Annotated in this window: 26 protein-coding genes; 15 read left to right on the top strand and 11 right to left on the bottom strand. The window is 44.6% G+C overall.

Annotation, left to right across the window (positions count from 1 at the left end):
- Positions 1-27 precede the first annotated feature (27 nt).
- From nadC to BEL04_RS15085, 5 genes are all read left to right on the top strand, one after another.
- Positions 28-879, top strand: a complete 852-nt coding sequence (gene nadC, locus BEL04_RS15105; RefSeq protein ID WP_066005521.1) for a carboxylating nicotinate-nucleotide diphosphorylase — start codon at positions 28-30, stop codon at positions 877-879.
- A 44-nt stretch (positions 880-923) separates the two neighbouring features.
- Positions 924-1,571 carry a glycerol-3-phosphate 1-O-acyltransferase PlsY gene (plsY, locus tag BEL04_RS15100; protein ID WP_066005519.1) on the top strand — a complete coding sequence of 216 codons (648 nt, stop codon included), beginning with the start codon at positions 924-926 and terminating at the stop codon, positions 1,569-1,571.
- A 1-nt stretch (position 1,572) separates the two neighbouring features.
- Positions 1,573-2,364: a M48 family metallopeptidase gene (locus tag BEL04_RS15095; protein ID WP_066005516.1), complete on the top strand. Its 792-nt coding sequence runs from the start codon at positions 1,573-1,575 to the stop codon at positions 2,362-2,364.
- Positions 2,365-2,399: 35 nt separating this feature from the next.
- Positions 2,400-3,125, top strand: coding sequence for a YqjF family protein (locus tag BEL04_RS15090; protein ID WP_066005514.1), 726 nt, complete (start codon positions 2,400-2,402; stop codon positions 3,123-3,125).
- A gap of 140 nt (positions 3,126-3,265) precedes the next feature.
- Positions 3,266-3,646: a hypothetical protein gene (locus tag BEL04_RS15085; RefSeq protein WP_175404090.1), complete on the top strand. Its 381-nt coding sequence runs from the start codon at positions 3,266-3,268 to the stop codon at positions 3,644-3,646.
- A gap of 9 nt (positions 3,647-3,655) precedes the next feature.
- Here the strand turns inward: BEL04_RS15085 and BEL04_RS15080 are convergent, their stop codons facing one another.
- The 4 genes from BEL04_RS15080 to BEL04_RS15065 all read right to left on the bottom strand — a co-directional run bounded on the left by BEL04_RS15080 (position 3,656) and on the right by BEL04_RS15065 (position 9,203).
- Positions 3,656-4,927: an anthranilate synthase component I family protein gene (locus BEL04_RS15080; RefSeq protein ID WP_066005509.1), complete on the bottom strand. Its 1,272-nt coding sequence runs from the start codon at positions 4,925-4,927 to the stop codon at positions 3,656-3,658.
- A gap of 162 nt (positions 4,928-5,089) precedes the next feature.
- Positions 5,090-6,367 carry an adenylosuccinate synthase gene (locus tag BEL04_RS15075; protein WP_066005507.1) on the bottom strand — a complete coding sequence of 426 codons (1,278 nt, stop codon included), beginning with the start codon at positions 6,365-6,367 and terminating at the stop codon, positions 5,090-5,092.
- A 45-nt stretch (positions 6,368-6,412) separates the two neighbouring features.
- Positions 6,413-6,880 carry a Fur family transcriptional regulator gene (locus BEL04_RS15070; protein WP_066005504.1) on the bottom strand — a complete coding sequence of 156 codons (468 nt, stop codon included), beginning with the start codon at positions 6,878-6,880 and terminating at the stop codon, positions 6,413-6,415.
- A 103-nt stretch (positions 6,881-6,983) separates the two neighbouring features.
- Positions 6,984-9,203 (bottom strand): bifunctional (p)ppGpp synthetase/guanosine-3',5'-bis(diphosphate) 3'-pyrophosphohydrolase, encoded by a 2,220-nt coding sequence (locus BEL04_RS15065; protein WP_066005499.1) that lies wholly within the window; start codon positions 9,201-9,203, stop codon positions 6,984-6,986.
- A 117-nt stretch (positions 9,204-9,320) separates the two neighbouring features.
- Between BEL04_RS15065 and BEL04_RS15060 the strand changes: the two genes are divergently transcribed.
- The 3 genes from BEL04_RS15060 to bshB1 are packed head-to-tail and all read left to right on the top strand — an operon-like array spanning position 9,321 to position 11,160.
- On the top strand, positions 9,321-9,935 hold the full coding sequence (locus BEL04_RS15060) for a DUF4294 domain-containing protein (protein ID WP_066005496.1): 615 nt from the start codon (positions 9,321-9,323) through the stop codon (positions 9,933-9,935).
- On the top strand, positions 9,936-10,436 hold the full coding sequence (locus tag BEL04_RS15055; protein WP_066005494.1) for a glutathione peroxidase: 501 nt from the start codon (positions 9,936-9,938) through the stop codon (positions 10,434-10,436).
- Position 10,437: 1 nt separating this feature from the next.
- On the top strand, positions 10,438-11,160 hold the full coding sequence (bshB1, locus tag BEL04_RS15050) for a bacillithiol biosynthesis deacetylase BshB1 (protein WP_066005491.1): 723 nt from the start codon (positions 10,438-10,440) through the stop codon (positions 11,158-11,160).
- 4 nt (positions 11,161-11,164) lie between these two features.
- On the opposite strand, the gene BEL04_RS15045 is transcribed toward bshB1, so the two are convergent.
- The 5 genes from BEL04_RS15045 to BEL04_RS15025 all read right to left on the bottom strand — a co-directional run bounded on the left by BEL04_RS15045 (position 11,165) and on the right by BEL04_RS15025 (position 15,658).
- Complete coding sequence (locus BEL04_RS15045) at positions 11,165-12,283, bottom strand: hypothetical protein (RefSeq protein ID WP_066005489.1); 1,119 nt, start codon at positions 12,281-12,283, stop codon at positions 11,165-11,167.
- A gap of 98 nt (positions 12,284-12,381) precedes the next feature.
- Positions 12,382-12,573 (bottom strand): hypothetical protein, encoded by a 192-nt coding sequence (locus BEL04_RS15040; RefSeq protein WP_066005487.1) that lies wholly within the window; start codon positions 12,571-12,573, stop codon positions 12,382-12,384.
- 154 nt (positions 12,574-12,727) lie between these two features.
- Positions 12,728-13,288 (bottom strand): SMC-Scp complex subunit ScpB, encoded by a 561-nt coding sequence (gene scpB, locus BEL04_RS15035; protein ID WP_066005484.1) that lies wholly within the window; start codon positions 13,286-13,288, stop codon positions 12,728-12,730.
- 270 nt (positions 13,289-13,558) lie between these two features.
- Complete coding sequence (gene mqnC, locus BEL04_RS15030; RefSeq protein WP_066005482.1) at positions 13,559-14,683, bottom strand: cyclic dehypoxanthinyl futalosine synthase; 1,125 nt, start codon at positions 14,681-14,683, stop codon at positions 13,559-13,561.
- Between the two features lie 72 nt (positions 14,684-14,755).
- Positions 14,756-15,658, bottom strand: a complete 903-nt coding sequence (locus BEL04_RS15025; protein ID WP_066005480.1) for a DnaJ C-terminal domain-containing protein — start codon at positions 15,656-15,658, stop codon at positions 14,756-14,758.
- 212 nt (positions 15,659-15,870) lie between these two features.
- Here BEL04_RS15025 and kaiC point away from each other — a divergent pair, with 212 nt between their 5' ends.
- The 6 genes from kaiC (at position 15,871) to BEL04_RS14995 (ending at position 22,171) form a co-directional block, all read left to right on the top strand.
- Positions 15,871-17,586, top strand: a complete 1,716-nt coding sequence (gene kaiC / locus BEL04_RS15020) for a circadian clock protein KaiC (protein ID WP_066005471.1) — start codon at positions 15,871-15,873, stop codon at positions 17,584-17,586.
- Positions 17,587-17,589: 3 nt separating this feature from the next.
- A complete protein-coding gene (locus BEL04_RS15015; protein ID WP_066005469.1) occupies positions 17,590-17,880 on the top strand; it encodes a circadian clock KaiB family protein in 291 nt (96 codons plus the stop codon).
- An 11-nt stretch (positions 17,881-17,891) separates the two neighbouring features.
- Positions 17,892-18,224, top strand: a complete 333-nt coding sequence (locus BEL04_RS15010) for a circadian clock KaiB family protein (protein WP_066005466.1) — start codon at positions 17,892-17,894, stop codon at positions 18,222-18,224.
- Positions 18,224-19,888: a PAS domain-containing sensor histidine kinase gene (locus BEL04_RS15005; protein WP_066005465.1), complete on the top strand. Its 1,665-nt coding sequence runs from the start codon at positions 18,224-18,226 to the stop codon at positions 19,886-19,888. Before BEL04_RS15010 ends, BEL04_RS15005 begins: the two co-directional genes overlap by 1 nt.
- Before the next feature lie 187 nt (positions 19,889-20,075).
- The gene (locus tag BEL04_RS15000; protein ID WP_066005462.1) at positions 20,076-20,567 is read left to right on the top strand and encodes a hypothetical protein; all 492 of its coding nucleotides are present in this window, start codon (positions 20,076-20,078) and stop codon (positions 20,565-20,567) included.
- Between the two features lie 104 nt (positions 20,568-20,671).
- Positions 20,672-22,171, top strand: coding sequence for an ATP-binding cassette domain-containing protein (locus BEL04_RS14995; protein WP_066005460.1), 1,500 nt, complete (start codon positions 20,672-20,674; stop codon positions 22,169-22,171).
- A gap of 548 nt (positions 22,172-22,719) precedes the next feature.
- Here BEL04_RS14995 and BEL04_RS14990 read toward each other — a convergent pair.
- Positions 22,720-23,688 (bottom strand): YafY family protein, encoded by a 969-nt coding sequence (locus BEL04_RS14990; RefSeq protein WP_066005452.1) that lies wholly within the window; start codon positions 23,686-23,688, stop codon positions 22,720-22,722.
- An 86-nt stretch (positions 23,689-23,774) separates the two neighbouring features.
- Between BEL04_RS14990 and BEL04_RS14985 the strand changes: the two genes are divergently transcribed.
- Positions 23,775-23,984, top strand: coding sequence for a hypothetical protein (locus tag BEL04_RS14985; protein ID WP_139113064.1), 210 nt, complete (start codon positions 23,775-23,777; stop codon positions 23,982-23,984).
- Here the strand turns inward: BEL04_RS14985 and BEL04_RS14980 are convergent, their stop codons facing one another.
- The gene (locus BEL04_RS14980) at positions 23,985-24,662 is read right to left on the bottom strand and encodes an epimerase (RefSeq protein WP_254659589.1); all 678 of its coding nucleotides are present in this window, start codon (positions 24,660-24,662) and stop codon (positions 23,985-23,987) included.
- Positions 24,663-24,725: the final 63 nt, after the last annotated feature.

Below are 24,725 nucleotides of genomic sequence, written 5' to 3'. Positions count from 1 at the left end.
TTTAATTTTGCGGCTTAATAACACACAATGGATAAAACACTCGTCCACGATTTTATTGTGAAAAGCCTTGCTGAAGATGTAGGTGATGGCGACCATACCTCGCTGGCAACTATACCTGCAAATACCCAGGGCAAAGCCAAATTACTGGTAAAAGAGGCCGGCATACTGGCTGGCGTTGAAGTAGCGTTGGAGATATTCAACACCGTTGACCCTGCTCTTAAAACCGAAGTTTTTTTGAAAGACGGCGCAGCTATTTCGGTTGGCGATATTGTGCTTAATGTATCGGGCAGCAGCCACAGCATTTTAAAAGCCGAACGTTTGGTGCTCAACTGCATGCAGCGCATGTCGGCTATAGCCACCCAAACAAACGCTATTGTTGAATCAATTAAAGGTACCGGTACCAAAATATTAGATACCCGTAAAACCACACCTGGCTTTAGGTACTTTGAAAAATGGGCCGTTAAAATAGGCGGAGGAGTTAATAACCGTTTTGGTTTGTACGATATGATCCTGATCAAGGATAACCACGTCGATTACTCAGGCGGCATCGCCAACGCTATCCGCAACGCTAAAAACTATCTTGCCCAGAACAATAAAACACTCGATATAGAAATTGAGGTACGCAATTTGCAGGAGCTCGACGAAGTTTTACAGACAGGCGGGGTTCAGCGGATTATGATGGATAATTTTTCGCTTGTTGATTTGAGAAAAGCGGTGGAGACTATTGACGGCCGTTATGTAACCGAAGCCTCGGGAGGTATCACTACCGGGAATGTGCGCAGCTATGCCGAATGCGGCGTGGATTATATTTCGATAGGCGCCGCACTAACGCACTCGGGTAAAAGCCTCGACCTGAGCCTGAAAGCTGTAAACGATTAAAAATATTAAATAGTACCAAGTCAAATTAGTATTATTGTACTGGGATGATTTCTATATACTCGATTTCAGCACTCATACTGGCCTACTTATTCGGATCGATACCCACGGCTGTATGGATTGGACAGGCTTTTTACGGGGTCGATGTCCGCGAATATGGCAGCGGTAATGCCGGTGCCACCAACACTTTCAGGGTACTGGGCAAAAAGGCTGGTATCCCGGTAATGCTGATCGATATTTTAAAAGGCTGGGGAGCAACCAACCTGGCTTATTTCATAGGCGTATCCACAACAGGGTCATCTCATTCTGTCGATTTTACCAATTACCAGCTTGCATTGGGCATTACCGCAGTAATGGGCCACCTGTTCCCGATATTTGCAGGTTTTAGGGGCGGTAAAGGTGTAGCAACCCTTTTTGGGATGATCTTAGCTGTACACTTACCTGCAGCCTTGCTCTGCGTGCTGGTGTTTATCACCGTACTGATTATTACGCGGTATGTATCCCTCAGCTCCATCGTCGCCAGTTTTACTTACCTCATCGGCGTTACGTTTATCTTCCCGCTGCATAACAAGTCAGTCATTATTTACGGGATGTGTATTTGTGTCCTCATACTGGTTACTCATCAAAAGAACGTGGAACGATTATTGAACGGAAAAGAATCGAAGGTAAATCTGTTTAAACGCAAAACCGCTTAACATGAATTTAAAAAACATACTTTTAACAGCTGGGTTTTCAGCTGTTTTGTTTTCGTGTGCCACAGTTCCTTTAACCGGCCGCAAGCAATTTAATGCTGTGAGCGATGCAGAGGTTAACCAGTCTGCTGCTCAAAGCTATACCCAGTTATTATCAGATCCAAAGACCACCGTGATCAGAAATGGTAATGATGCCCAGCGTGTTAAAAACATCGGCTTTCGCTTGTCAACAGCTATCGAAAGATATTTAAAAGACAATGGCTATGGCAATCAGTACAACTTTCAATGGGAGTTTAACCTGATACAAAGTAAAGAAGTAAACGCCTGGTGCATGCCGGGGGGCAAGGTTGCAGTCTACTCGGGTATTTTGCCTGTTACGCAAACCGACGCCGGTTTGGCAACTGTTTTGGCACACGAGATAGGCCATGCAATTGCACATCATGCCGCCGAGAGGATATCGCAGCAAATGGTTGCGCAAAGTGTTGGCGGTTTACTTGGTTCCGGGGCAAATAACAACTCAAGTTCGGTTATCAATCAATTATATGGTATAGGCACACCGTTGGTATTGTTAGGATATTCGCGCAATCAGGAGTCGGAAGCCGACCGCCTGGGCTTAACCTTTATGGCTATGGCAGGGTACGACCCCAATGAAGCCTTAAGCTTTTGGCAACGTATGATGAAACAAAATCAGGGAAACTCCATGCCGGCCTTTTTGAGCGATCATCCGTCTGACGCACAACGAATAGCGGATATCCGGGCACGTATACCTGAGGCTATGAAATATTACAAGCCTTAAATAATCCGCCTTTTTGTTATGGATATATTTGCCCTATGCCTAACCCCAAGTTTTTAACTGCCGAATGGAACAACCTGCTGATGTTAAACTATGAGGTTGATCCGGAACTGCTTAAACCTCATTTACCACCGGCAACCGAACTGGATTTATGGCAAGGAAAGGCCCTGGTAAGCATGGTAGGTTTTATGTTTAACAATACCCGCGTTTTGGGCGTGAGGTGGCCGTTCCATATCAATTTTGAAGAAGTTAACCTACGTTTCTACGTAAGGCATTTTGACGGGAAGGAATGGAAGCGCGGCGCCGTATTCATCAGCGAAATAGTGCCCAAAATTGCCATCAGCCTGATGGCGAATACGCTGTATAATGAGCACTACCGTGCCATGCCGATGCGGCATTCCGTTACGGAGACTGATCAGCACCACGATGAGTACGTGTACGAGTGGAAATCAAAAGGACGCTGGAATAAATTAGGCGCCACAATCGGTAAAGAAATAAGTCCTATCCAGCCAGGCAGTGCTGAGGAGTTCATTTTTGAGCATTATTGGGGCTACAACGCACTCAACGGCACAATAACTTTAGAGTATGCTGTTGAACATATCAGCTGGAATGTACGCGAAGTAACTAACCCGGTTTTCGATGCCGATATTGCTCATTTTTATGGCGAAGAGTTTGTGCCTTATTTAAGTGTTGAACCTTATTCGGCCTTTTTTGCCGATGGCTCCCCGGTGGTTGTGCGGATAGCTGGTAAAATCGTTGCTTAAATCCGTAGTACAATTAATTAGATTTACTGTTAAATGCAATTGGATAAATGATAACAATTTCAACAAACTACACGAAAATACTATTACGATTCACTGTATTGGGTTGCTTTGTATTTGCAATTTTATTTTTCAAAGAAGCCATGACAACAGAAAATACAGATGATATCTGGATACCTTATCTCGTGTGCATTATCTTGTCTTTAATGGGTTTAGTCATACTAATTGGTTTAGGAGGAGTAATAAAGATAGAATTAGATAACGCTTCGCAACATATAACGTTCATTAGATTTTTTTCAAGAAAGACGATTGAAAATAGTGAAATAGAAGGTTATTATAATTGCTTTTACAATGCTAAAAAAGCGACTTACGGTAGAGTAATAAAAACTTTAGATGGTAAACTTAGAGAGTTACATCCAGCTAACCTGAAAGATATGAATATAATGGATACTTATCTTAATGATAATTCAATAAAGTTTTTAGGGGAGAGAAAATCATTTTACCCATTTACATCTGGCCTCTAAATAGCAATGCTATTGCTGACCTAAAACCTGTAAAATAGCCTTCGCTTTCAGCAGGCATTCCTCATATTCCTTTTCGGGGTCGGCATTGTGGGTGATGGCACTGCCCACCTGGAACGACAGGTACTGATTGGCCGCGTTATACAAAATGGTGCGGATAACCACGTTGAAATCAAAATCTCCATCCGGGTCGAAATAACCAACCGCGCCCGAATAAACCCCGCGTTTGGTGCGCTCGTACTTTTCCATCAGCTGCATAGCGCTAACCTTTGGTGCGCCCGTCATGCTGCCCATAGGAAATGTATTGCGAATGGCTTCTACATCCGATATCGTCTCGTCTTTAATGCAACTCACCGTCGATATCATTTGATGCACTTGCTCAAAGCTGTAAATGCCGAACAATTCCTCAACTTTCACGGTGCCGGGTACTGCCGATTTGGTCAGGTCATTGCGCACCAGGTCGACGATCATTACATTTTCCTGCTGCTCCTTAGGGTGGTTCTTTAAACCGTTTTTCAACTGCTCGTCTTCGATGACATCAGTACTGCGCCGTGCGGTACCTTTTATCGGTTGTGATATCAATTGATCACCCCGTTTTGCCATAAAACGCTCAGGCGAAGCCGAAATAATATACTGATCGTGAAACTTAAAGAAGCAGGAGAAAGGGGCAGGAGATATCTCGTTCAGGTACCTGAATACCGACAAAGGATCTATGAAGGCCCCGTCGACATAAAACTCCTGGCAAAAATTGGTTTCGTAAATATCGCCGCGAACGATATGTTGTTGTATAGTTTTAATTGTGTCGATATACTCGCCCTTATTAAACCGCGATTTGATCTCGACGTGCGGAATATTTCGCTTGTTTGCCGTATGTTGACGTTCTATCTGTTCCAATATTTTTTCAGCTTCTGCCGAAATGATCTCAATACCCTCTGCTCCAATAAGGATCAGGTGTTGAGGGGCGAAGAAATAAAGATCCGGAAACTGTAAATGATCACTGTTTGCTGATGACAGGTTTTCGATCTCATTTTTCAGATCGTAGGTCAGGAAACCAAACAGCCATTCAGCATTCTGTTCTCGAAAAGCGGCTAACGAATTAAATGCATTGCCTGCGTTACACTTCAATTCAGTTTGAACACCAGCTGCGATAACAGTGTTAAATTTTGAGTACTTGTCGCCGAAATTCCCCGAGTCCAGGCAGCCAGACACCTCAAAACCCGAGGCCCATTGCAGGGCTTGCTGTTTAAATGCTTCCGGGTCGACGTTTTCGGCGTATAGAATCATGACGCAAACCTATAAAAAATAAAAAAGGCCGGCTATCCGACCTTAATTTTATTTTCCTAACTCATCCCGAACTTGTTTCGGGATCTCTCGGGCAGATTCAGCAATTGCATGTTGTTACCTGTCCTGTGGGGTGCTGAAACAAGTTCAGCATGACACGTGTCTTTAATGTAATGTCAAGGTTTGCACCCTGTCAGGCCCAACCGACAGGTATTTTACCGGAACACCTAACTCTTTTTCAAGATAAGAGATGTAGTTAGCCAGTTTTTGCGGTATCTGGTCAACAGCGGTGATCCCTGTCAAATCCTCGTGCCAGCCTTCAATCTCCTGGTAAACAGGTTCTGCCTTAGTGTTGCAGATATCATAAGGCATATAATCGATGATTTCGCCATTATATTTGTAGTGGGTACAAGCGTAAATCTTATCAAAACCGCTTAAAACATCGGCTTTGGTCATTACCAGTTGGGTAGCACCATTAAGCATGATCGCATACTTCAGTGCCGGCAGATCGATCCAGCCGGTACGGCGTGGCCTACCGGTGGTGGCGCCAAATTCATGACCGATGCGGCGCAGCTCTTCGCCTGTTTCGTTCTCCAGCTCAGTAGGGAAGGGGCCGCCGCCAACACGGGTGCAATAGGCTTTAAAAATACCGATCACATCGCCGATTTGCTGGGGTGCAATGCCCAAACCTGTGCAGGCGCCTGCGGTAGTAGTGTTCGACGAAGTAACAAAAGGGTACGAACCAAAGTCGATATCGAGCATGGTACCCTGAGCGCCTTCGGCCAGTATTTTTTTGCCTTGTTTAATAAAGCCGTTTACATAATGCTCCGAATCAACCAGCGGGAATTGTTTGATCAGATCGACAGCTTCAAAAAATGCAGCTTCGCGCTCGCCGAAATCAGGCACTTCGCCATACAAAGCCTGCAGCATCGAAGTATGTTTGTTAACCAGCTTTTGGTACTGGCCTTTAAACTCAGGCGATAAAATATCGCCTATGCGCAGGCCATTCCGTCCGGTTTTATCCATATAGGTCGGGCCTATGCCCTTTAAGGTAGAACCGATCTTGCCTTCGCCCATCTTCTTCTCCGAAGCAGCGTCGAGCAATTGGTGTGTCGGCAATATCAGGTGCGCTTTTTTGGCGATCACCAGGTTTTTCTTAGTCAGCAGGTCGTGGCCGGCATCTTTCAGCTTATCCAGTTCGCGTTTCAGAGTGATCGGGTCGATAACCACGCCGTTGCCGATAAGGTTCATTGTATTGTTAAAAAAGATGCCCGATGGAATAGTATTGAGCACGAATTTCTTCCCGTCGAACTCCAAAGTATGGCCGGCATTCGGCCCCCCCTGGAAACGTGCGATCAGGTCGTACCCTGCACTTAAAACGTCTACTATTTTACCTTTACCTTCGTCGCCCCATTGAAGGCCCAATAATACGTCAACAGCCATTATATGTTATTATGTCGGAATTAAAATTGAATGATTTTTATAGGTTTAATTTCTTCTGTCGCAGGCCCCTGCCTTTAACTTGGCGCAATTGCCATACAGGTTTAACGAGTGGTGCCTGATATCGAATTTCAGCAGGTCGCCCATCATGCTTTGTATCTGTTGGATGCGCGGGTCGCAAAACTCGACTACCTTACCGCAATCGATGCAGATGATGTGATCATGCTGTTTGTACCCGTACGATTTTTCGAACTGGGCCATGTTTTTACCAAACTGATGCTTGGTTACCAGGTCGCACGATACCAGCAACTCCAAAGTATTGTAAACTGTGGCGCGGCTAACCCTGTATTTTTTATTTTTCATGTGGATATACAGCGACTCGACGTCGAAATGGTCGGTACGCGAGTATATTTCTTCGAGTATGGCAAAACGCTCCGGAGTTTTTCTGAGAGATTTATTTTCGAGATAGGCTTCGAAAATTTTTTTAACCATAGCTATGGTTTCCTGTTGAGGCATTTATCAAAAATTATCTGGTTCAAAGTTATTAATAATTTATTTGATGCGAAAGGCAGAATGTCGATTGATCTGGTAGGCTTAACGCAAGCCCCGAATTCGGTACCTACGATGCTTTCTCTAATGAATCAAAACGGGTTACCGAAGTAATGCCTTTCACGGTATTCAGTTTTTTGATCAGGTCGTCCAGGTGATTGGTATCATTTACATACACCATGATCGAACCTTCGAATATACCGTTATCGCTATCCACGGTTATAGAGCGGATATTGATCTTAAAGTCGTTCGAAATAACCGTTGTCAGCTTATTGATCAAACCTACATCATCGATACCCGTAATGCGCAAGCCGGTAAGGAAAGCCAGTTCCTGCTGATTGGTCCAGCGGGCTTTGACAATACGGTAACCGTAGTTTGACATCAGTTTGGTAGCGTTGGGGCAGTTGGTGCGGTGTATCTTGATGCCATCACTTACGGTAATAAACCCGAAAACATCATCGCCGGGAATAGGGTTGCAGCAATTGGCAAGCTTGTAATCAATCTTCTGCATATCCTCACCGATAAGCAGTATATCGCTGTCTTTAGCTTTGATGTTGCGCAGCAGGTTTTGTACCTGGTCGGCCTCGATCTTATCCTGCGGTTTTATTTCGATCGTTTTTTCGGATGCTACAAATTCGCGCAGGTCTTTAATATCGATCAGCCCTTTGGCTACATTGTAAAATAAGTCCTGCGGTGAGGTAAGCTTAAAGTAATAGGTGAGCTTATAAATATTATCGGAGTTGTAAGTGATCTTGAGCGTTTTCAGCTTACGCTCCAATATCTCCTTGCCATCTTCGGCAACTTTGCGTTTCTCTTCTTTGAGCGATGATTTGATCTTGGCTTTGGCTTTAGCCGTCACCACAAAATTGAGCCAGTCTTCTTTAGGAGTTTGCTTGCTTGAGGTGATGATCTCCACCTGGTCGCCGTTTTGCAGTTTATAGTTCAACGGTACCAGTTTATGGTTCACTTTAGCGCCGATACAGCTTGCGCCCACGTCGGTATGTATCTCAAAGGCAAAATCGAGGGCGGTTGCATCCAGGGGCAATTGTATCAAAGCACCCTTTGGTGTAAAGATGAATATCTCGTCGGAGAATAGGTTCATCTTAAAATCATCCAAAAAGTCGAGTGCGTTGGCATCCGGGTTTTTTAGCATATCGCGCACCTTTTGCACCCATTGGTCGAGGCCGCTGTCGGTAGATGATTCCTTGTATTTCCAGTGTGCGGCGAAACCTTTCTCGGCAATCTCGTTCATGCGTTTGGTGCGGATCTGCACTTCGACCCATTGCCCGCGCGGGCCCATTACCGTAGTGTGCAATGATTCGTAACCGTTGGCTTTAGGCGATGATATCCAGTCGCGCAAGCGGTCGGGGTTTGGGCGATAAAGGTCGGTTACGATGGAATAAGCTTTCCAGCAATCGGCTTTTTCATGATCGGGCGTACTATCCAGAATGATACGGATGGCAAAAAGGTCATACACTTCCTCAAAAGGGATAGCCTTTTTCTTCATCTTGTTCCATATCGAATGGATAGATTTCGGCCTGCCGAATACATCGGCATCCAGCCCTTGCTCCTTCAATATGTTTTTGATAGGGCCGATGAAATCGCTTATAAAGCGCTCGCGTTCGGCCTTTTTTTCGTTAAGCTTGTTTTTGATGAACTGGTAAGTTTCGCGCTCGGTGTATTTCATCGAGAGGTCTTCCAGTTCTGACTTTATGGCATACAAACCCAGGCGATGTGCCAAAGGCGCATACAGGTAAACCGTTTCGGATGAGAGTTTCAGCTGCTTATCGCGCGGCATAAACTCCATGGTACGCATGTTATGCAGGCGGTCGGCCAGTTTGATGAGGATAACCCGCACATCGTCGGCAAGGGTCAGCAGCATCTTACGGAAGTTCTCGGCCTGCAGTGAGCTGTTGGTATCAAATACGCCCGAAATCTTGGTCAGGCCGTCGATAATGCGCGCTACTTTTTTGCCAAATTCCCTTTCTATATCATCAAGCGAAACATCGGTATCTTCAACAACATCGTGCAATAAGGCGCAAACAATCGAGGTCGTGCCCAGCCCGATCTCCTCGGCCGCTATTTGTGCGACGGCAATAGGATGGTAGATGTACGGCTCGCCCGATTTACGGCGCATATCTTTATGGCTCTCCAAAGCCATATCGAATGCTTTACGTATCATACGCTTATCACCCTTCTGTAAAGTAGGCTTACACGCACGCAGCAGAGCACGGTACCGTTTCAGTATCTCGTTCTTTTCGGCTTCCAGGTCTATCACTAATTCTTTCATTATCAGCACGCTTTCTGCAAGTATCTGCTAAATGCCATCCGAGTGTAACAAAGTAATTATTACCGGGTTGGGTTACATTTAACAAAAAATAGCATTAATTTTGTATAAGGTAAAAATATGAAATTTATTGGGCTTTTTATTGTGTTATGTTGCTTTTTGGGACTGGCCAACGCCCAAACACTTACGCCGCAACGTCCTAAGTTAGGCAAAAATGATACCATAAGGGTCGGCATGACAATTGTTGACGGTGAATACATACCATGGCTGCCCCTACAAGACGTATTGATATATGATACCCGAATTTTTAAAGATGCCAAAGCCCGTGCAGATTATAATATGTTGAGATATAATGTGCTGAAAGTGGCGCCTTATGCCATGTTTGCAGGTAACCGGTACCGGCAACTTGAGCGCGACCTGGCAACTACCAACGATAAACAAAAACAAAAAGAGATGGTTAAGACCTGTGAGAAAGAAGTGAAGGACCTGTTTAACCACGAAATTAAAAACATGACGATTACACAAGGTGAGATATTGATCAAACTGGTGAACCGCGAAACCGGCGATACCAGCTACGAACTGGTAAAAGAGTTAAAGGGTGGTATCAATGCATTTATGTTTCAATCGCTGGCGCGCTTGTTCGGGCACAATCTGAAAGAGACCTACGACCCGCAGGAAGAGCACGACATTGAGACGATATTGAACAATGCAGGATATAAATATCACCGTAACTAAATGAGCGATAAAAGCATTTATCAGTTCGACGTTGAAAAGTTGAACGGTGAAAAAATTAACTTATCTATCTACAAAGGTAAAGTTTTACTGATCGTTAATACAGCATCTGAATGTGGTTTTACGCCACAGCTTAAAGATCTTGAGCTGCTGAGAGATCAGTTTGCCGGGCGCGATTTTGAGATACTGGCATTCCCTTCGAATGATTTTGGCGGGCAGGAGCCATTAGAAGGTTCGGCCATCGGTGAGTTTTGCGAGATCAATTACGGCGTACATTTTACTACTTTTAACAAAATACGCGTGCGGGGGCCATACGCACATCCGCTATACCAATTTCTGGCCGACAGGAAACTGAATGGCCGTATAGGCGTACCGCCACGCTGGAATTTTCATAAATATTTAGTTAATGCCAATGGCGAGGTGGTCGACTTTTTTTATCCGTTTACCAAACCCACAACATCAAAAATAAAGAAGCGGATAGAGCGTCTGCTTACAGCTGTATAATATGCTTAAATTAGATATTCTTGTATTAGCCGTTCACCCCGACGATGCCGAACTGGGTTGTGCCGGCACCATATTGAAACACCTGGCCTTAGGACAAAAAGTAGGTATTGTTGACCTTACCCGCGGCGAATTAGGTACCCGCGGTTCGGCCGGGATACGTGCGCAGGAAGCTGCCGCCGCCGCCGAAATATTGGGTTTGACAGTTCGCGAAAACCTGGGTTTACCCGATGGTTTTTTCAAAAATGATGAAGAGCACCAACGGAAAGTGATCACTGCCATCCGCAAATATCAACCCGATATCGTGATCACCAATGCTTATCATGACAGGCATCCCGACCATGGCCGTGCGAACGAGCTGGTTGAAGCGTCGGCCTTTTTATCGGGCCTGCGTAAAATAGAAACCGAGCTCGACGGTAACCCGCAGAAAGAGTGGAGGCCAAAACTGGTACTGCATTTTATACAGGATAATTATATCAAACCGGATATCATTGTTGATGTGACCGAGTACTGGGATAAAAAGATCGAAAGTGTAAAAGCTTACGGCTCACAGTTTTTTAACCCCGAGTGGAAGGAAGAACATCAAACCTATATTTCGTCCGAAGGGTTTTACCAGGTGATTGAAGGGCGCGCGCGCGAGTTTGGCAAGTCTATACAGGTAAAATATGGCGAAGGCTTTACCTCGCGTAAGATACTGGGTGTCGACAACCTTTCGGCGCTTAAATAATACATTAGAAGATATACCGCATGGTGAGGTGTTTTTTACCGAACACCGCGCCGGTGGCTTCATGTATCGCGATCATCTTGTTGTTGAAATCGCCTACCCAGGATAGTTCGAGTTCCTCATATTGATTAAGAGGTAAAACGTATTCTTTTAATTTGATGAACATGCCCGATTCGAGGCCGTGTTTCTGATATTTTTCTTTTGTACCCATCACAATGGCACGCATTCGCGACACACCTTTCCATCGATTATACACGAATTTGAGTTTGCCGATCAGGTTGAGTTTGCCGTTAAGCGATTTGATCATCTGGTTGGCATCGGGCAGGATAATGACGAACGATGCCGGCTCACCATTGACATAGGCAAACCAGATCAGCTTCTCATCCATAATGGCTTTCATCTGCTTAAAGCTTTCCATAATGGTAGCTTTATTGATAGGCACAAAGTTTTCAAAGCCCTTCCAGGCGTCATTATAGATCTCCATAAAATCGGCAGCATATTGCTCAATTTTATTTGTCTCTAAATGTTTAAAATCATAGCCGGGTTTTTTAGCTACCCAATTCGCTATCTTATCAAACCTTTCGGGAAAAGGCTTATAAACCTCAAGGTGGTTGGTTATTTGCTGATATAAGCTTTTAAAGCCATAATTCTCAAAAAATGCCTTGTAGTAAGGCGGGTTATAATTCATCCCGTACGATGGATGCGTAAATCCCTCTACCAGTAAGCCCCAGAATTTATCGTTCTCGCCAAAGTTTATGGGGCCATCCATGGCCTGCATACCTTGTTGTTTTAGCCATTCTTTGGCTGTATCAAACAACATAAAGGCAGCTTGCTGATCGTTTATACATTCAAAAAAACCGCAGCCGCCGGTTGGCTGCTCATTTTTGTACGCCTTTTCTTCGTTAACAAAAGCGGCTATCCGGCCAATCAGTTTGCCGTTATGTGTACGCAGTATCCAGCGGTTAATTTTACCATGCCGGTGAAAGTTATTTTTTTCAGGATCAAAAACCGCTTCGATATCATTATCCAAAGGGCATACCCAAACCGGGTCGTTTTTATATAAAATTCGGGCAACATCCAGGAAAGCCTTTTTATCGGCTTTGGTTTTTACTTCGGTAATGGTCATGTTTTTGCAGAAAGTATTTCGCCAAAGTACAAAAAAAGCATCCAGCGTAAGCCGGATGCTTATGTATAATTTATTCTGCGCCTTGCAAGGGCAAGTGGTTAATAATCGTCGTCTTCTTCTAATCCGTCAAAGCTTTCGTATGCAGACAGGTCGTCAAGAGTGTTGTCAAACTCGTCATCATCGTCGTCATCAACAAACCTGCTTTTAGGTTTTGCCTCTGGCTTGTCGGCACTCTTTTTAGCTCCTGCAGAGCCTGCACTTTTCTTTAACGGTTTTTTTGGCGTTTCCATCGGGAAAATAGATTAGCGTTTCAATTGTAGTTTTTTGGTTATTTAAATTTACTAAGAAATCGAATAACCAAAGTTTTTTTTGGATAAATTTTTTAAAGATTTCTGTTACCCAAAAATAACGAAAATCATTTTTCAAGAAAAAAAAGGATAAAAATTATTCAGCCTGCTCACCTATGGCCGAATCGTCTGTTGTAAGTTCCTTTAATTGAGGAAGTTCGTTTATACTGTTTATGCCAAAGTAATCCATAAAAAACGGGCTGGTTGCATAAATTATGGGCTTGCCCACGCTTTCAGCCTTCCCGCTGATGACGATCAGCTCCTTTTCGAGCAGCTTTTGGATCGTATAATCGCAGTTTACACCGCGTATCTGCTCAATCTCAAGCTTAGTAACCGGCTGCTGATAGGCGATGATGGCCAGGGTTTCGATCGCAGCCTGGCTGAGCTTTTTTTTGGAGCGCTGTATCTGTAACTGTTTGATGACGATATGATACTCCGGTTTGGTAAGAAACTGGTAACCGTTGTTAATGTGCACCAACTCAATAGCAAAATCGGGCTGCTGGTATTTTTCACGGATGGCTTTGATATACTCTTTTACATCGGCTTCGGCAAAATCCTGCTCAAAACTTAACTGCAGGCAGTAAACAATTTCTTCCAGACGAATGCTGTTTTCGGAGGCGAAAATCAGGGCTTCGATATATAGTGCGTAATTCTCCAAAATTGTTGTGCGGGCAAATATAATTGTTTAAGCCATAAAATCGTCGGTTTGGGTAATGTGCACCACGTTCCCCTGTAAATAATTCCCCATTTTTTATGAAATTGATAAAAACAGCGGCTGTTTTGACAGTAAAATTGAGGTTTTATTAAATGGCACAGGCTTTGACCAATGATTAACAAGTCTTTTTACTTAAAGACAGTTTTTCATAGGTAGATGTATAGCCGGAAACTGCGAGAGTGACCGGCTATTTTTTTGCCTTATGTTGATGGATTAATAATTGATCACCTGCTCTTCTATCTGCGCCGGTATCTCGCGCCACTCGTACTTTTGGTTGCGCATCTGTGGTTCAAAACCTGCCTCGCGGATAGAATCCTGAATACCTTTGGCAGTAAATCTGTGCGGAGCCCCTGCTGCCGATACTACATTCTCTTCGATCATGATCGAACCGAAATCGTTCGCACCTGCATGCAAACAAATCTGTGCTACCTGTTTACCTACGGTTAGCCACGATGCCTGTATGTTTTTAATGTTAGGCAGCATAATGCGGCTCAGGGCGATCATCCGGATATACTCGTCGCCGCTAACATTGTTGGTTATGCCGCGGACTTTGCGTAATAAGGTGCCGTCATCCTGGAAAGGCCATGGGATAAATGCGATAAAGCCGTAATGCCCTTCGGGCTTTTCGGCCTGTACCTCGCGTATCCAAACCAAATGCTCAAAACGTTCTTCCAGCGTTTCTACATGGCCAAACATCATGGTAGCCGAGGTAGGTAAGTTTAACTGGTGCGCGGCACGCATTACATCCAACCACTCTTTACCACCGCATTTGCCTTTTGAAATCAGTCGGCGTACACGGTCGTTCAGTATTTCGGCACCGGCACCGGGTAATGAATCAAGGCCAGCCTCTTTTAACGCTTTTAATACATCGTAATGGCTCATGCTTTCCAGTTTGGCAACGTGTGCGATCTCCGGGGGGCCAAGGGAGTGTAGTTTAAGCGCAGGGTAAAGCTCCTTTAATTGTTTGAACAGGTCGGCGTAAAATTTCAGACCCAGATCGGGGTGATGGCCGCCCTGCAGCAACAACTGGTCTCCGCCGTAACGAAATGTTTCCTCTATCTTTTGTTTATAGGTCTCTATATCGGTAATATAACTGTCCTCGTGGCCGGGCCTGCGGAAAAAGTTACAGAACTTGCAGTTGGCGATACAAACGTTGGTGGTGTTCACGTTCCGGTCTATCTGCCAGGTAACCTTGCCATGCGGCACCTGAATCTTCCGCAATTCGTTAGCGACATACATCAAATCGGGTGTTGAGGCATGCCGATATAAATATAACCCTTCTTCGATACTTAGAAATTCAAAATTGAGGGCGTGCTTTAGCAGGTCGGTCGTATTCATACAACAAAGATACGTACTATGCAGATTGGTTGTTTATGGTTGAAGCCCAGAATTGACAATACGATGAATCAATTATTTCTTCAGTTCGGCCAATTTCGTAAATAATTCCTTTTCCTCGGCCGATAGATGCTTGGGCACCTGGATCACCATGCGTACGTAGGCGTCGCCCCGTTCGTCGGTTTTACCGAAAACAGGCATACCCATACCTTTCAGGCGTAGTGTTTTATGGCTGTCGGTACCTGCGGGGATGGTCATGGTAACTGCCTTGTCTATCCCCTGAACAGTAATTTTGCCACCCAGGATGGCGGTGTAAATATCAAGCGGCTGATCGAAATACAGGTCGTTACCCTTAACCTCATAGCGTGGGTTAGGTGCGATGTTTACGGTGATGAGCAGGTCGCCGTTTTCACCACCAAAATAACCGGGCGCGCCTTTGCCCTTCAGCCGCAAAACCTGCCCCTGTGCGGTGCCGGGCTTGAATTTTAGATTGAGTTTGGCCCCATTAAGCGTCACCTGTTTTGATGCGCCGTGGAATGATTCATCGAGGGTGAGTGTAATAGTCGCCTCCTGGTTATCGCCTTTCTGCGGCCTTGAACTACGTTGCCTTGCCCCGCCAAAACCGGCGCCACTGCCAAATATCGATTCGAAAAAACTGGAGAACTGGCTGCCGTCGCCATAAAAATCCTCGGTGCTAAACCCCCCGCCGCGCCCGCCGCGGTTCGGGTTTGCATATTGCTGATATTGGCCGTACTGGTGCCAGTTTTCGCCAAGTTCGTCGTATTTTTTGCGTTTCTCAGGGTCGCTTAAAACCTCATTGGCTTCGTTGGCCCCTTTAAATTTTTCTTCGGCTACCTTATCCCCGGGGTTTTTATCGGGATGATATTTTACGGCAAGCTTGCGGTATGCCTTTTTTATTTCATCTGCCGAGGCGTTTTTTTTAACACCTAAAACTTTGTAATAATCCTTATAATCCACTTTTATCTGTATTAGATTGTCATATCAAATTTACATATAAACATCCAACAATGTTTGCGGGAGAAGGTTATATCAGGCAAAAGTGTTGAAGATCACAAACTTGTTGGAAAATTGATTTAAACAAAAAAAAGAATTAACGGTTAAGTTTTATTAAAAATTTTGCAAGTTGAGATTCTTGTATAAATTTAAAAAATTAATTATTAAGATAATTTATGAGTGAAATAAGAAATGGAAATCACTTGCCTAAAACGCCAACCGGGATTGCCGGTTTGGATCAGATCACGGGCGGAGGTCTTCCAACAGGTCGCCCAACTTTAGTTTGCGGCGAGGCCGGGAGCGGCAAAACATTACTGTCGACAGAGTTTATTGTACGGGGAGCCTTGCAGTATGATGAGCCCGGTGTTTTTATGGCATTTGAAGAAAAAGCCGAAGAACTGTATATGAACGTACGGTCGCTGGGATTCGACCTGCAGAAATTACAGGATGAGAAGAAGATCAGGGTTGACCACGTACACATCGAGATAAGTGAAATAGAAGAAACCGGCGAATACGACCTGGACGGTTTATTTATTCGTTTAGGCCACGCAATTGACAGCATAGGCGCTAAAAGGGTGGTTCTGGATACGATTGAAAACCTTTTTTCGGGATTAGTGAATCAAACCATTTTGCGGGCCGAACTGCGCAGGATGTTTCACTGGCTTAAAGAAAAAGGTGTTACCGCCATTATCACGGGCGAGCGCGGCGAAGGTCAGCTCACGCGCCAGGGGCTCGAAGAATATGTGTCGGACTGTGTGATCCTGCTTGATCACCGGATTATCAACCAGATATCAACGCGCCGGTTGCGGATCGTTAAATACCGGGGAAGTTTGCACGGTACCAATGAGTATCCGTTTTTGATTGATGAAGAAGGCATTTCGGTATTACCGGTAACCTCGCTCACGCTCGAAAAACCTGTTTTATCCGACAGGGTATCTTCGGGTATACCGGCGCTGGATAAAATGCTCAACGGAAAAGGCTTTTTCAGGGGTAGCAGCGTGCTGGTATCCGGAACGGCAGGAACGGGCAAAACAAGTATCGCCGCCTATTTTGCCAGCGAAACCTGTAAGCGCGGCGAGAAATGCATCTATTTCGCGTTTGAAGAGTCGCCGCAACAGATCGTCAGGAATATGCGGTCAATCAGCGTCGATCTTAAGCCTTACATTGATCAGGGCTTATTAAAGTTCCACGCCGCGCGGCCAACTATGTATGGTCTCGAAATGCACCTGGTTAGCTTATATAAAGAAATAAAACGATTTAAGCCTGCCGCAGTGGTACTCGATCCGATCACAAACCTGGTAACAGTCGGTTCGGTTAGTGAGGTGAAATCGATGCTGATCAGGCTGATTGACTTTTTACAGGAAGAACAGATTACTGTAATGTTTACCGCACTTACCTTAAACAATACGGTGACCGAGCAGACCGACGAAGGGGTATCATCGTTAGTGGACGCCTGGATGGCCGTGCGCGATATCGAATATAACGGCGAGCGTAACCGCGGGATGTATATCATGAAATCGCGCGGGATGAAACACTCCAACCAGGTGCGCGAATTTGTGATAACCGACCAGGGGCTCGACCTTGTCGACGTGTTCCTTGGCCCCGAGGGAGTTCTGATCGGATCGGCCCGCGAAGCAGAGATGCTCAGAGAGCACACTAATGAAGTAATTAAGAACAATGCCGTATCAAGTAAAGACCGCGAAATACTAAGAAAACGCAAGGTGCTTGAAGCGAAGATTGCCAGCCTGCAAACCGAGTTTGAATCGGTAGAGGAAGAACTGAATAAGACATACGTTGAAGAACAGCTTAAGCAGGAGATATTGGATAAAAACAGGCAGGACCTGACCGATAAGCGCACAGGAAAAGGCAACGACGGCACCAATCAGGAATAGAACATGACAGAGCAACAAGATACTACATGGGAGCTGAGGCTTTATATTGCCGGGAAAACCGCCAAATCGGTAACTGCTTTGCAAAACCTTAAAAAGTATTGCGAAGAGCACCTGAAGGGCCAGTACCAGATTGAGGTTATAGACCTGCTTGTTAACCCGCAGCTTGCCGAGGGCGACCAGATACTGGCTATCCCAACCCTGGTGCGTAAGGTACCCGAACCCATACGGAAAATTATTGGGGATTTATCAAACGAAGAAAAAGTACTGGTAGGGCTGAATATCAGGCCGCTATAAAATAGCTGATAATGGATGAGCAACCCGTAGTGCCCGATAATTTAAAGCTTGGTGAGAGCGGTGAAAAAAGATACATCCTGAGGTTATTTGTTACAGGAGCATCGCCTAATTCTATACGCGCAATAACCAACACCAAAAATATTTGCGAAAAGTATCTGAACGGCCGTTATGAGCTCGAGATAATTGATGTTCATCAACAGCCCTTTATAGCCGCCAGCGAAGACCTGATAGCCATACCCATGTTAATGCGGAAGTTCCCTTTGCCGGAGCGCCGGATGATCGGAGATATGTCTGACACGGACAAAGTATTACGCGGACTTGAGTTGAAGAAGCAGGAGGAGTGATGAACGAGCCGAAAGCATATGATCAATTACTAAGCGAATACCGGGAGCTGAAGCACCGGCTGGAGGAAGCCAATGAAACCATTGATGCGATAAGGAACGGTAAGGTTGATACCCTTGTGGTGCGGGGCGAGGACGGCGAAAACCAGTTATATACTTTAAAAAGCGCCGACCAAACCTATCGGGTATTTATTGAAAAAATGGCCGAAGGGGCCGTTACGCTTAACGAGGACGGAATAATCCTTTACAGTAATTCGCGCTTTGCCCGAATGCTGGATTCGTCGCTCGAAAAGGTGATGGGGGTTGCATTCGAGACCTTTGTACACCCGCAGCTTAAAGAGGAGTTTTTAAACTTGTTTAAACGCGGTTGGGATGCCGATTGTAAAGATGAGATCGTGCTTAACACCGCAAACGGCAATGCAGTACCTTTCCTGCTTTCATGCACAACGCTCGAATTTGATGAGGGTATGGCCCTTAGTATCATTGTTACCGACCTTTCGGCACAAAAAGAAACGCAGCAACAATTAAGGATAAAGAACGATCAGTTAGAGGAAGCGCGCAGCGCGACCGAAAAGCTTAACAATGAACTGGAAACACTGGTAAGAGCACGCACTCAGGAGCTTTTCGCGAGCCGGGAGCATTTCAGGTTCCTTGCCAATAACATTCCGCAAATGATATGGACCAATTTGCCGGATGGTTCGGTCAATTTTAACAATCAGCAATGGTATGACTATACCGGCATAGATATTGATGTTGTAAGCGCGTTTAGCTGGAAGCTGGTTATACACCCCGATGATGTAGCTGAAACGTTAAGACGGTATCGTTCGGCTTTACAAACAGGCCATACCTTTGAAATAGAAAACCGTTATAAACGCGCATCCGATAGTACTTACCGCTGGCACCTTAACCGGGGCATCCCCTTGTATAACGAGGACGGTGAGATCACCCTTTGGGTGGGAACTGCTACGGATATCGAAGACCAGAAACGGGCGATGGAGAAGAAAGACGAATTTATCGGCATTGCAAGCCACGAATTAAAAACGCCCTTAACCAGCCTCAAAGGTTATCTGCAAATTATCGATAACTATAAAGGCGAAACAGTACCTAAGCCTGTTAAACTGTTTATCAATAAAGCAACCGATGCGGCAAGCAAACTGCAATACCTGGTTAATGATTTGCTTGATGTAAGCAAGATAAACGCCGGGCGGCTTGAGTATCAGATGAATAGAGTGGGGGTTAGGGAGCTGGTAGATAGTTGTATAGATAACGCGCGCCATATTTACCCGCTGCACCATTTTGAAATCCAAAACATTGAAGATGTTTTTGTAAAAGGCAACACCGAGCGGTTAGAGCAGGTGTTGATGAATTTTATAAGTAATGCGGTGAAATATTCTCAGGATAGCAAACACATTATTATCAGCGGGCAATGCCATCATGATTATGTACGTGTATCTGTAACCGACTTCGGCATCGGCTTAACCGATGAACAGAAAGATAAAATATTCGAGCGTTTTTACCGGGTAGAGGATAAAAAATTTCTGGCCAGCGGCTTGGGTATGGGGCTTTATATCTGCTCCGAGATCATCAAAGCACACAGTGGAGATATCGGAGTGATCAGCGAGTTTGGCAAGGGCTCAACTTTCTATTTCGATTTGCCGCTATTATAGCAGGTATCTAAAATATTTATTCACAACTGCCGGTACCAGGTGTGGTTTCGACTTTAAATTGTATTTTTGCGGCTTATTTTGGTGAATTTGATGTAGTTACGTTTAAAATGTAACTGTGCGCTAAACCAAAACAGTATTGTTTCCGTATACCGGTAGACACTTGATTAATTAAACTTTTGTTGACTTGATGAGAAAATACTTTTACCTTTTTACCCTGTTTGTTTTTATAATTACTGTTTATAGCTGTACGCTAAAGGCTTCACGCCGCAACCTCATCAAAATATACCCGCTTAGTCCTTACATCGATAGTGTAAAGTTTGATAAAGATGAGGATGTAGGTAAAGAGCGCCGTAACGGCATCAAGATCAAATATTACCTTATTAACGAGAGTGTTGATTATACCGAACTGACTAAAGACAGGATAAAGGATTTTATACGAGATTCGTTACACAACGAATTGAAAAGGTACCCGGCTGTATATTTTACGTTTTATAAAAAGGGGTCGGGCCTCGACCGCGATTTTCAGCAGACAGCAGATAACAAGTTAGCGACCAATTACAAAGACAACAAGTTTGCCGAGTTTGAATACATTAACGGGCAGTTATTCAATTTTGATTTTTATAAAGATGGCGAGTATTACGTTCCGCCGGTAATTAACGAAGAATCGAATTCGAACTGATCATCGATAAAAGAATACGAAGAAGGCCGTTATCTAAATAAACAGCCTTTTTTTATGCCCGGTAGTTTTAAAAACATAGTTTAGCAGCCTGTTACCATACTGCTATGAATAAGCTGCTGTCTATCCGGAATATCACCGTACGTTACCTCGATCAAACACTTTTTACTAACCTTGATTTTGATATCAGCAAAGGCGAACACTGGGCACTTGTAGGCGAGAGCGGCTCGGGCAAAAGCGCCCTGTTGCAAACTATGGCAGGTAAATTTAATGTGGTTGGAGGAAGTATCCATCATTGGTATTTTGAGAACATGCTGAAGGCAAATCCGGATCAGGACGCTTATCTTACCCATCATAAACTGATTGCAATAGTGTCGCCCAAGCACAGTTTCCGCAACCTATCGAACACGGCCGATTTTTACTACCAGCAACGCTTTAACTCGTCCGACTCGGAAGATGCTCCGACTGTTGAGGCTTACCTGAACGGTATCGAACCGGTAAGCCATATCAGTCAGTTCTGGACGATTGAGCGGGTTATCGACAGGTTAAACCTGCAGCCACTTCGCGATAAGCAGCTTATTAAATTAAGTAACGGCGAAACCAAACGCTTGATGATTGCAGCGGCATTGCTTAAACACCCGGTTTTGCTGTTGCTGGATAACCCTTTAACCGGGTTGGATGTGCACAGCAGGGCAGGCTTCGACCAGATCATCAACGAAATAGCCCGATCGGGAATTACTATTGTAATGGCAACTTCGCCGGCCGAAATACCACGAACCATTACGAACGTAGCCATTCTGCACCAGGGAAAAATTATTGATCGTTTACCTAAGGCCGATTTTAAGCCCGAAATGGTAAACATCGCCGAAACGGCAAAAATTAATACAGATGAACTTCAGCACCTGCTTTCGGCAACGCCTGCCCAAAGCTTCGATCATATCGTGAAGATGGAGCAGGTGAGCATCAGGTATGGCGAAAACCAGGTGCTGGATAAGGTTGACTGGACCATCAAACAAGGCGAGCACTGGGCCTTGCTCGGACCGAACGGCGCCGGTAAATCAACACTGCTAAGTTTGATCAACGGCGATAACCCGCAGGCCTATGCCAATGATATCGTGCTGTTCGACCGTAAGCGCGGCAGCGGCGAAAGTATATGGGACATCAAAAACAAAATAGGCTTCGTTTCTCCCGAGCTGCACCAGTATTTCCCCACCGAAAACAGCTGCCTGCAGGTAATCGAATCGGGTTTTTACGACACTTTGGGCCTGTTCAGGCCGAGCCAATCCGCGAAAGCGGAGATTGCCTTGCGCTGGATGAAGCTGCTCGAACTGGAAGCCGATGCACGTAAACCGTTAAAAAGCATATCTGCAAGCAAACAACGCCTGGTACTGCTGGCGCGCGCACTGGTTAAAAACCCGCCGCTGCTGATATTTGACGAACCCTGCCAGGGATTGGATGCGCATCAGCAGTTGCATTTTAAACATGTTGTCGATGCGATTTGCATTTTAGGTAACACCACGCTGATTTATGTTACGCATTACCAGCATGAGATACCGGATAGTGTAAATTTAATTTTAAGGTTAGATAAAGGAAAACGTGTGGAATAGTATTAACTTAGTGATATGGATCAATATGCTGGTTATTATCAGCCATCTCCGATACCTACATACGAGCACGTCTCTCCTTATGTAGGTGTGGGTATTGTGCTTGTTTTTGCAATGATTATTTTCCGTTTAAGGTGGTTAGCAAGAAACCGTGCTTCGGGCACCCGTTACCGGACGTGGTTTAAACCTTAGTTCATAGCATCATTCTTGCTGCAGCCCGGTCAATACCATATTGATAGAGTTACGTTTTGCAGCACCGGATGGTATGAATTCGGTTTTGAGATTGGAAAAAGGTAAAGTTGCGAACTAAAAAGTGTATTTTTAGTTTATTATGCCCCAGGAAAATATTGATCTTAATCCGTCAAAAGGATACTATGGAAGGCCTACGAGGACGTATGAAAATATGTCGCCATATTTTGGTTTGACAATTTTCGTAATACTGGCTTTAGTTGTTTTACGACTAAAGTATTTGACTAAACGAGATAAATACAATAATACCGAAACACCGACTGAACATTATCAAAAGAAAAAGCATAGCCAGTGAAATAAAGTTAATTCATTGCCGCATTCTTCTCAAACTGCATATTTACCTTGGTGAGGATGGTTTCGATCTTATAGATGAGGTGATCGTTACTCACAATTTCGGCATAATCGGCAAACATCATATACCATCGCGCAAAACCTTCTATCGAGGCCGTTAAAAACGTCATCTCCATCTTATCGTCAACCACACGTTCTGAAATAAAGCCACTGTAGTATTTCTGCTCGCTTACAAAAGGCAACGCCTTTTTATCGACGCGGATAATCACCGTTTGCAGGCTCTTCTCCACAGTGACCTTATTCAGATATTCTTTTAAGGTCGGGTGTTCCTGCTTAAAAACGATATCGGTAACAGCCAGATCGGATATCCGGTCGAGCCGAAAATCGCGATAGTCGTTCCGCAGCCGGCACCAGGCGATCAGGTGCCAAAAGTTATCGAGGTAAAAAATACCGATAGGTTCGACGGAGCGTTTGGTCCTTTCCTGGCTATGATTGGCGAAGTATTGTATCGATAAAACCTTACGCTCCGAAATGCCTTTGATCAGGATGTTTTGGATAGGGCTGATATCTATATTGCGGCTAAGTACCTTTTTACTCTTCAATACCTCGATGCTGGTATCCAGTTGCTCTAAAAAGTCTTTTTCGGCTGCTTTTAAAACCGCCCTGATTTTATACATGGCCGATTTATAGCTTTCACCGGTAAGGGTATCGGTAAGCTTATCCATAAATTTTTCGGCTGTTAAAAATGCTGTAGCTTCTTCCTTCGTAAACATTACCGGCGGCAAGCGGTAACCATCCATAATAGAATAGCCTATACCGGCTTCGCCCATGATTGGTATGCCGGCTTCCTCGAGCGTTTTAACATCGCGGTAAACGGTACGTAAGCTGATGTCGAACCGCGAAGCGATATCCTGCGCTTTTACAACCCGTTTTGACTGAAGTTGTATCAATATGGCGGTAATACGGTCGATTCGGTTCATGATAAATAAAGCTAATAATTTATAGCCTATGCACAATAAAATTTGTTAATCTTCGTAGCTATGTTTTAACCAGGATTATTCCTCATATGATGACAAAATTACTCTTTTTTATACCCGCAATCGCGCTTTTAGCCGTAACCGCCTGTACTAAAGTTAATAAAGACCAGCCCTGTGGCACGTATCAATACCAAAACGTAACCGAGCAGTTGTTTAAAGACAGCAATGGCAATTGCTATTATATCGACGGCACAACGGGGCAGAAAACAATGGTACCTAATTCTTCCTGCGGGTGCTGATTAGTTTTCACCAGCCAAAGTGATAATATCTTTGATCTCCAGTATCCGGGTTTTATAACCATATAATACCGAATTGATCATGGCCCGGCCTAATTCGGCAATCGTGCTGGCCATTCCTAAAGCCCTGAACAACGGGTACAGCCAGCTAAAGTATTTATAATACCTTAATACATTTTTGGCTCCTTTGGCGGGTTTCATCATACCCGGGCGAAAATTGTACTCCTGTTTAAAAGGGAGCTTTGCCAGGTCGTTCTCGGTTTTACCTTTTACCCTTGCCCACATCATCTTACCTTTTTCGGTACTGTCGGTACTGCCGCCGGATACATAACAAAACGTCATGCCCGGGTTGAGACTGCTTAATGTTTGTGCGATATGCATGGTAAGTGTATAGGTAAGCTTATAATATTCGGGCTCTTTCATCCCGATGGACGAAACACCGAGGCAAAAAAAGCAGGCGTTGTAACCGATTAATTGTGAAGCGACAGGAGAGATGTCGAAAAAATCGGCATGGATAATTTCCTTAAGCTTTGGATGACTTACGCCGCAGGGCTTGCGGTTGATCACTAAAACGGCTTCAACCTGTGGGTGTTGCAGGCATTCCTGTAAAACCCCTTCGCCAACCATACCTGTGCTGCCGGTAACGATGGCGCGTATTTTGATATCGGGATTGCTCATCATAATTATTGTTTGTTAAACAAATGTAGCTGAATTAAACAGAATAGGTTTTGTTGTGCGGTTCAA

This window comes from Mucilaginibacter sp. PPCGB 2223 (assembly GCF_001705515.1).
Lineage (GTDB): Bacteria > Bacteroidota > Bacteroidia > Sphingobacteriales > Sphingobacteriaceae > Mucilaginibacter.
The sequence above is the reverse complement of the archived record's forward strand: the minus strand, read 5'-3'. Positions and strand labels throughout refer to the sequence as shown.

Coding starts and splice junctions, on each gene's coding strand:
- BEL04_RS14980 (WP_254659589.1), bottom strand. CDS start 24,662: ATGATGAGCAATCCCGATATCAAAATACGCGCCATCGTTACCGGCAGC.
- BEL04_RS15080 (WP_066005509.1), bottom strand. CDS start 4,927: ATGATTCTATACGCCGAAAACGTCGACCCGGAAGCATTTAAACAGCAA.
- BEL04_RS15075 (WP_066005507.1), bottom strand. CDS start 6,367: ATGGCTGTTGACGTATTATTGGGCCTTCAATGGGGCGACGAAGGTAAA.
- mqnC (WP_066005482.1), bottom strand. CDS start 14,683: ATGAATACGACCGACCTGCTAAAGCACGCCCTCAATTTTGAATTTCTA.
- BEL04_RS15000 (WP_066005462.1), top strand. CDS start 20,076: ATGAGAAAATACTTTTACCTTTTTACCCTGTTTGTTTTTATAATTACT.
- BEL04_RS15070 (WP_066005504.1), bottom strand. CDS start 6,880: ATGCCTCAACAGGAAACCATAGCTATGGTTAAAAAAATTTTCGAAGCC.
- BEL04_RS15045 (WP_066005489.1), bottom strand. CDS start 12,283: ATGACCATTACCGAAGTAAAAACCAAAGCCGATAAAAAGGCTTTCCTG.
- plsY (WP_066005519.1), top strand. CDS start 924: ATGATTTCTATATACTCGATTTCAGCACTCATACTGGCCTACTTATTC.
- BEL04_RS15055 (WP_066005494.1), top strand. CDS start 9,936: ATGAGCGATAAAAGCATTTATCAGTTCGACGTTGAAAAGTTGAACGGT.
- BEL04_RS15010 (WP_066005466.1), top strand. CDS start 17,892: ATGGATGAGCAACCCGTAGTGCCCGATAATTTAAAGCTTGGTGAGAGC.
- BEL04_RS15065 (WP_066005499.1), bottom strand. CDS start 9,203: ATGAAAGAATTAGTGATAGACCTGGAAGCCGAAAAGAACGAGATACTG.
- bshB1 (WP_066005491.1), top strand. CDS start 10,438: ATGCTTAAATTAGATATTCTTGTATTAGCCGTTCACCCCGACGATGCC.
- BEL04_RS14990 (WP_066005452.1), bottom strand. CDS start 23,688: ATGAACCGAATCGACCGTATTACCGCCATATTGATACAACTTCAGTCA.
- BEL04_RS14995 (WP_066005460.1), top strand. CDS start 20,672: ATGAATAAGCTGCTGTCTATCCGGAATATCACCGTACGTTACCTCGAT.
- BEL04_RS15085 (WP_175404090.1), top strand. CDS start 3,266: ATGACAACAGAAAATACAGATGATATCTGGATACCTTATCTCGTGTGC.
- BEL04_RS15005 (WP_066005465.1), top strand. CDS start 18,224: ATGAACGAGCCGAAAGCATATGATCAATTACTAAGCGAATACCGGGAG.
- BEL04_RS15060 (WP_066005496.1), top strand. CDS start 9,321: ATGAAATTTATTGGGCTTTTTATTGTGTTATGTTGCTTTTTGGGACTG.
- kaiC (WP_066005471.1), top strand. CDS start 15,871: ATGAGTGAAATAAGAAATGGAAATCACTTGCCTAAAACGCCAACCGGG.
- nadC (WP_066005521.1), top strand. CDS start 28: ATGGATAAAACACTCGTCCACGATTTTATTGTGAAAAGCCTTGCTGAA.
- BEL04_RS15040 (WP_066005487.1), bottom strand. CDS start 12,573: ATGGAAACGCCAAAAAAACCGTTAAAGAAAAGTGCAGGCTCTGCAGGA.
- BEL04_RS15095 (WP_066005516.1), top strand. CDS start 1,573: ATGAATTTAAAAAACATACTTTTAACAGCTGGGTTTTCAGCTGTTTTG.
- BEL04_RS15015 (WP_066005469.1), top strand. CDS start 17,590: ATGACAGAGCAACAAGATACTACATGGGAGCTGAGGCTTTATATTGCC.
- BEL04_RS14985 (WP_139113064.1), top strand. CDS start 23,775: ATGATGACAAAATTACTCTTTTTTATACCCGCAATCGCGCTTTTAGCC.
- BEL04_RS15090 (WP_066005514.1), top strand. CDS start 2,400: ATGCCTAACCCCAAGTTTTTAACTGCCGAATGGAACAACCTGCTGATG.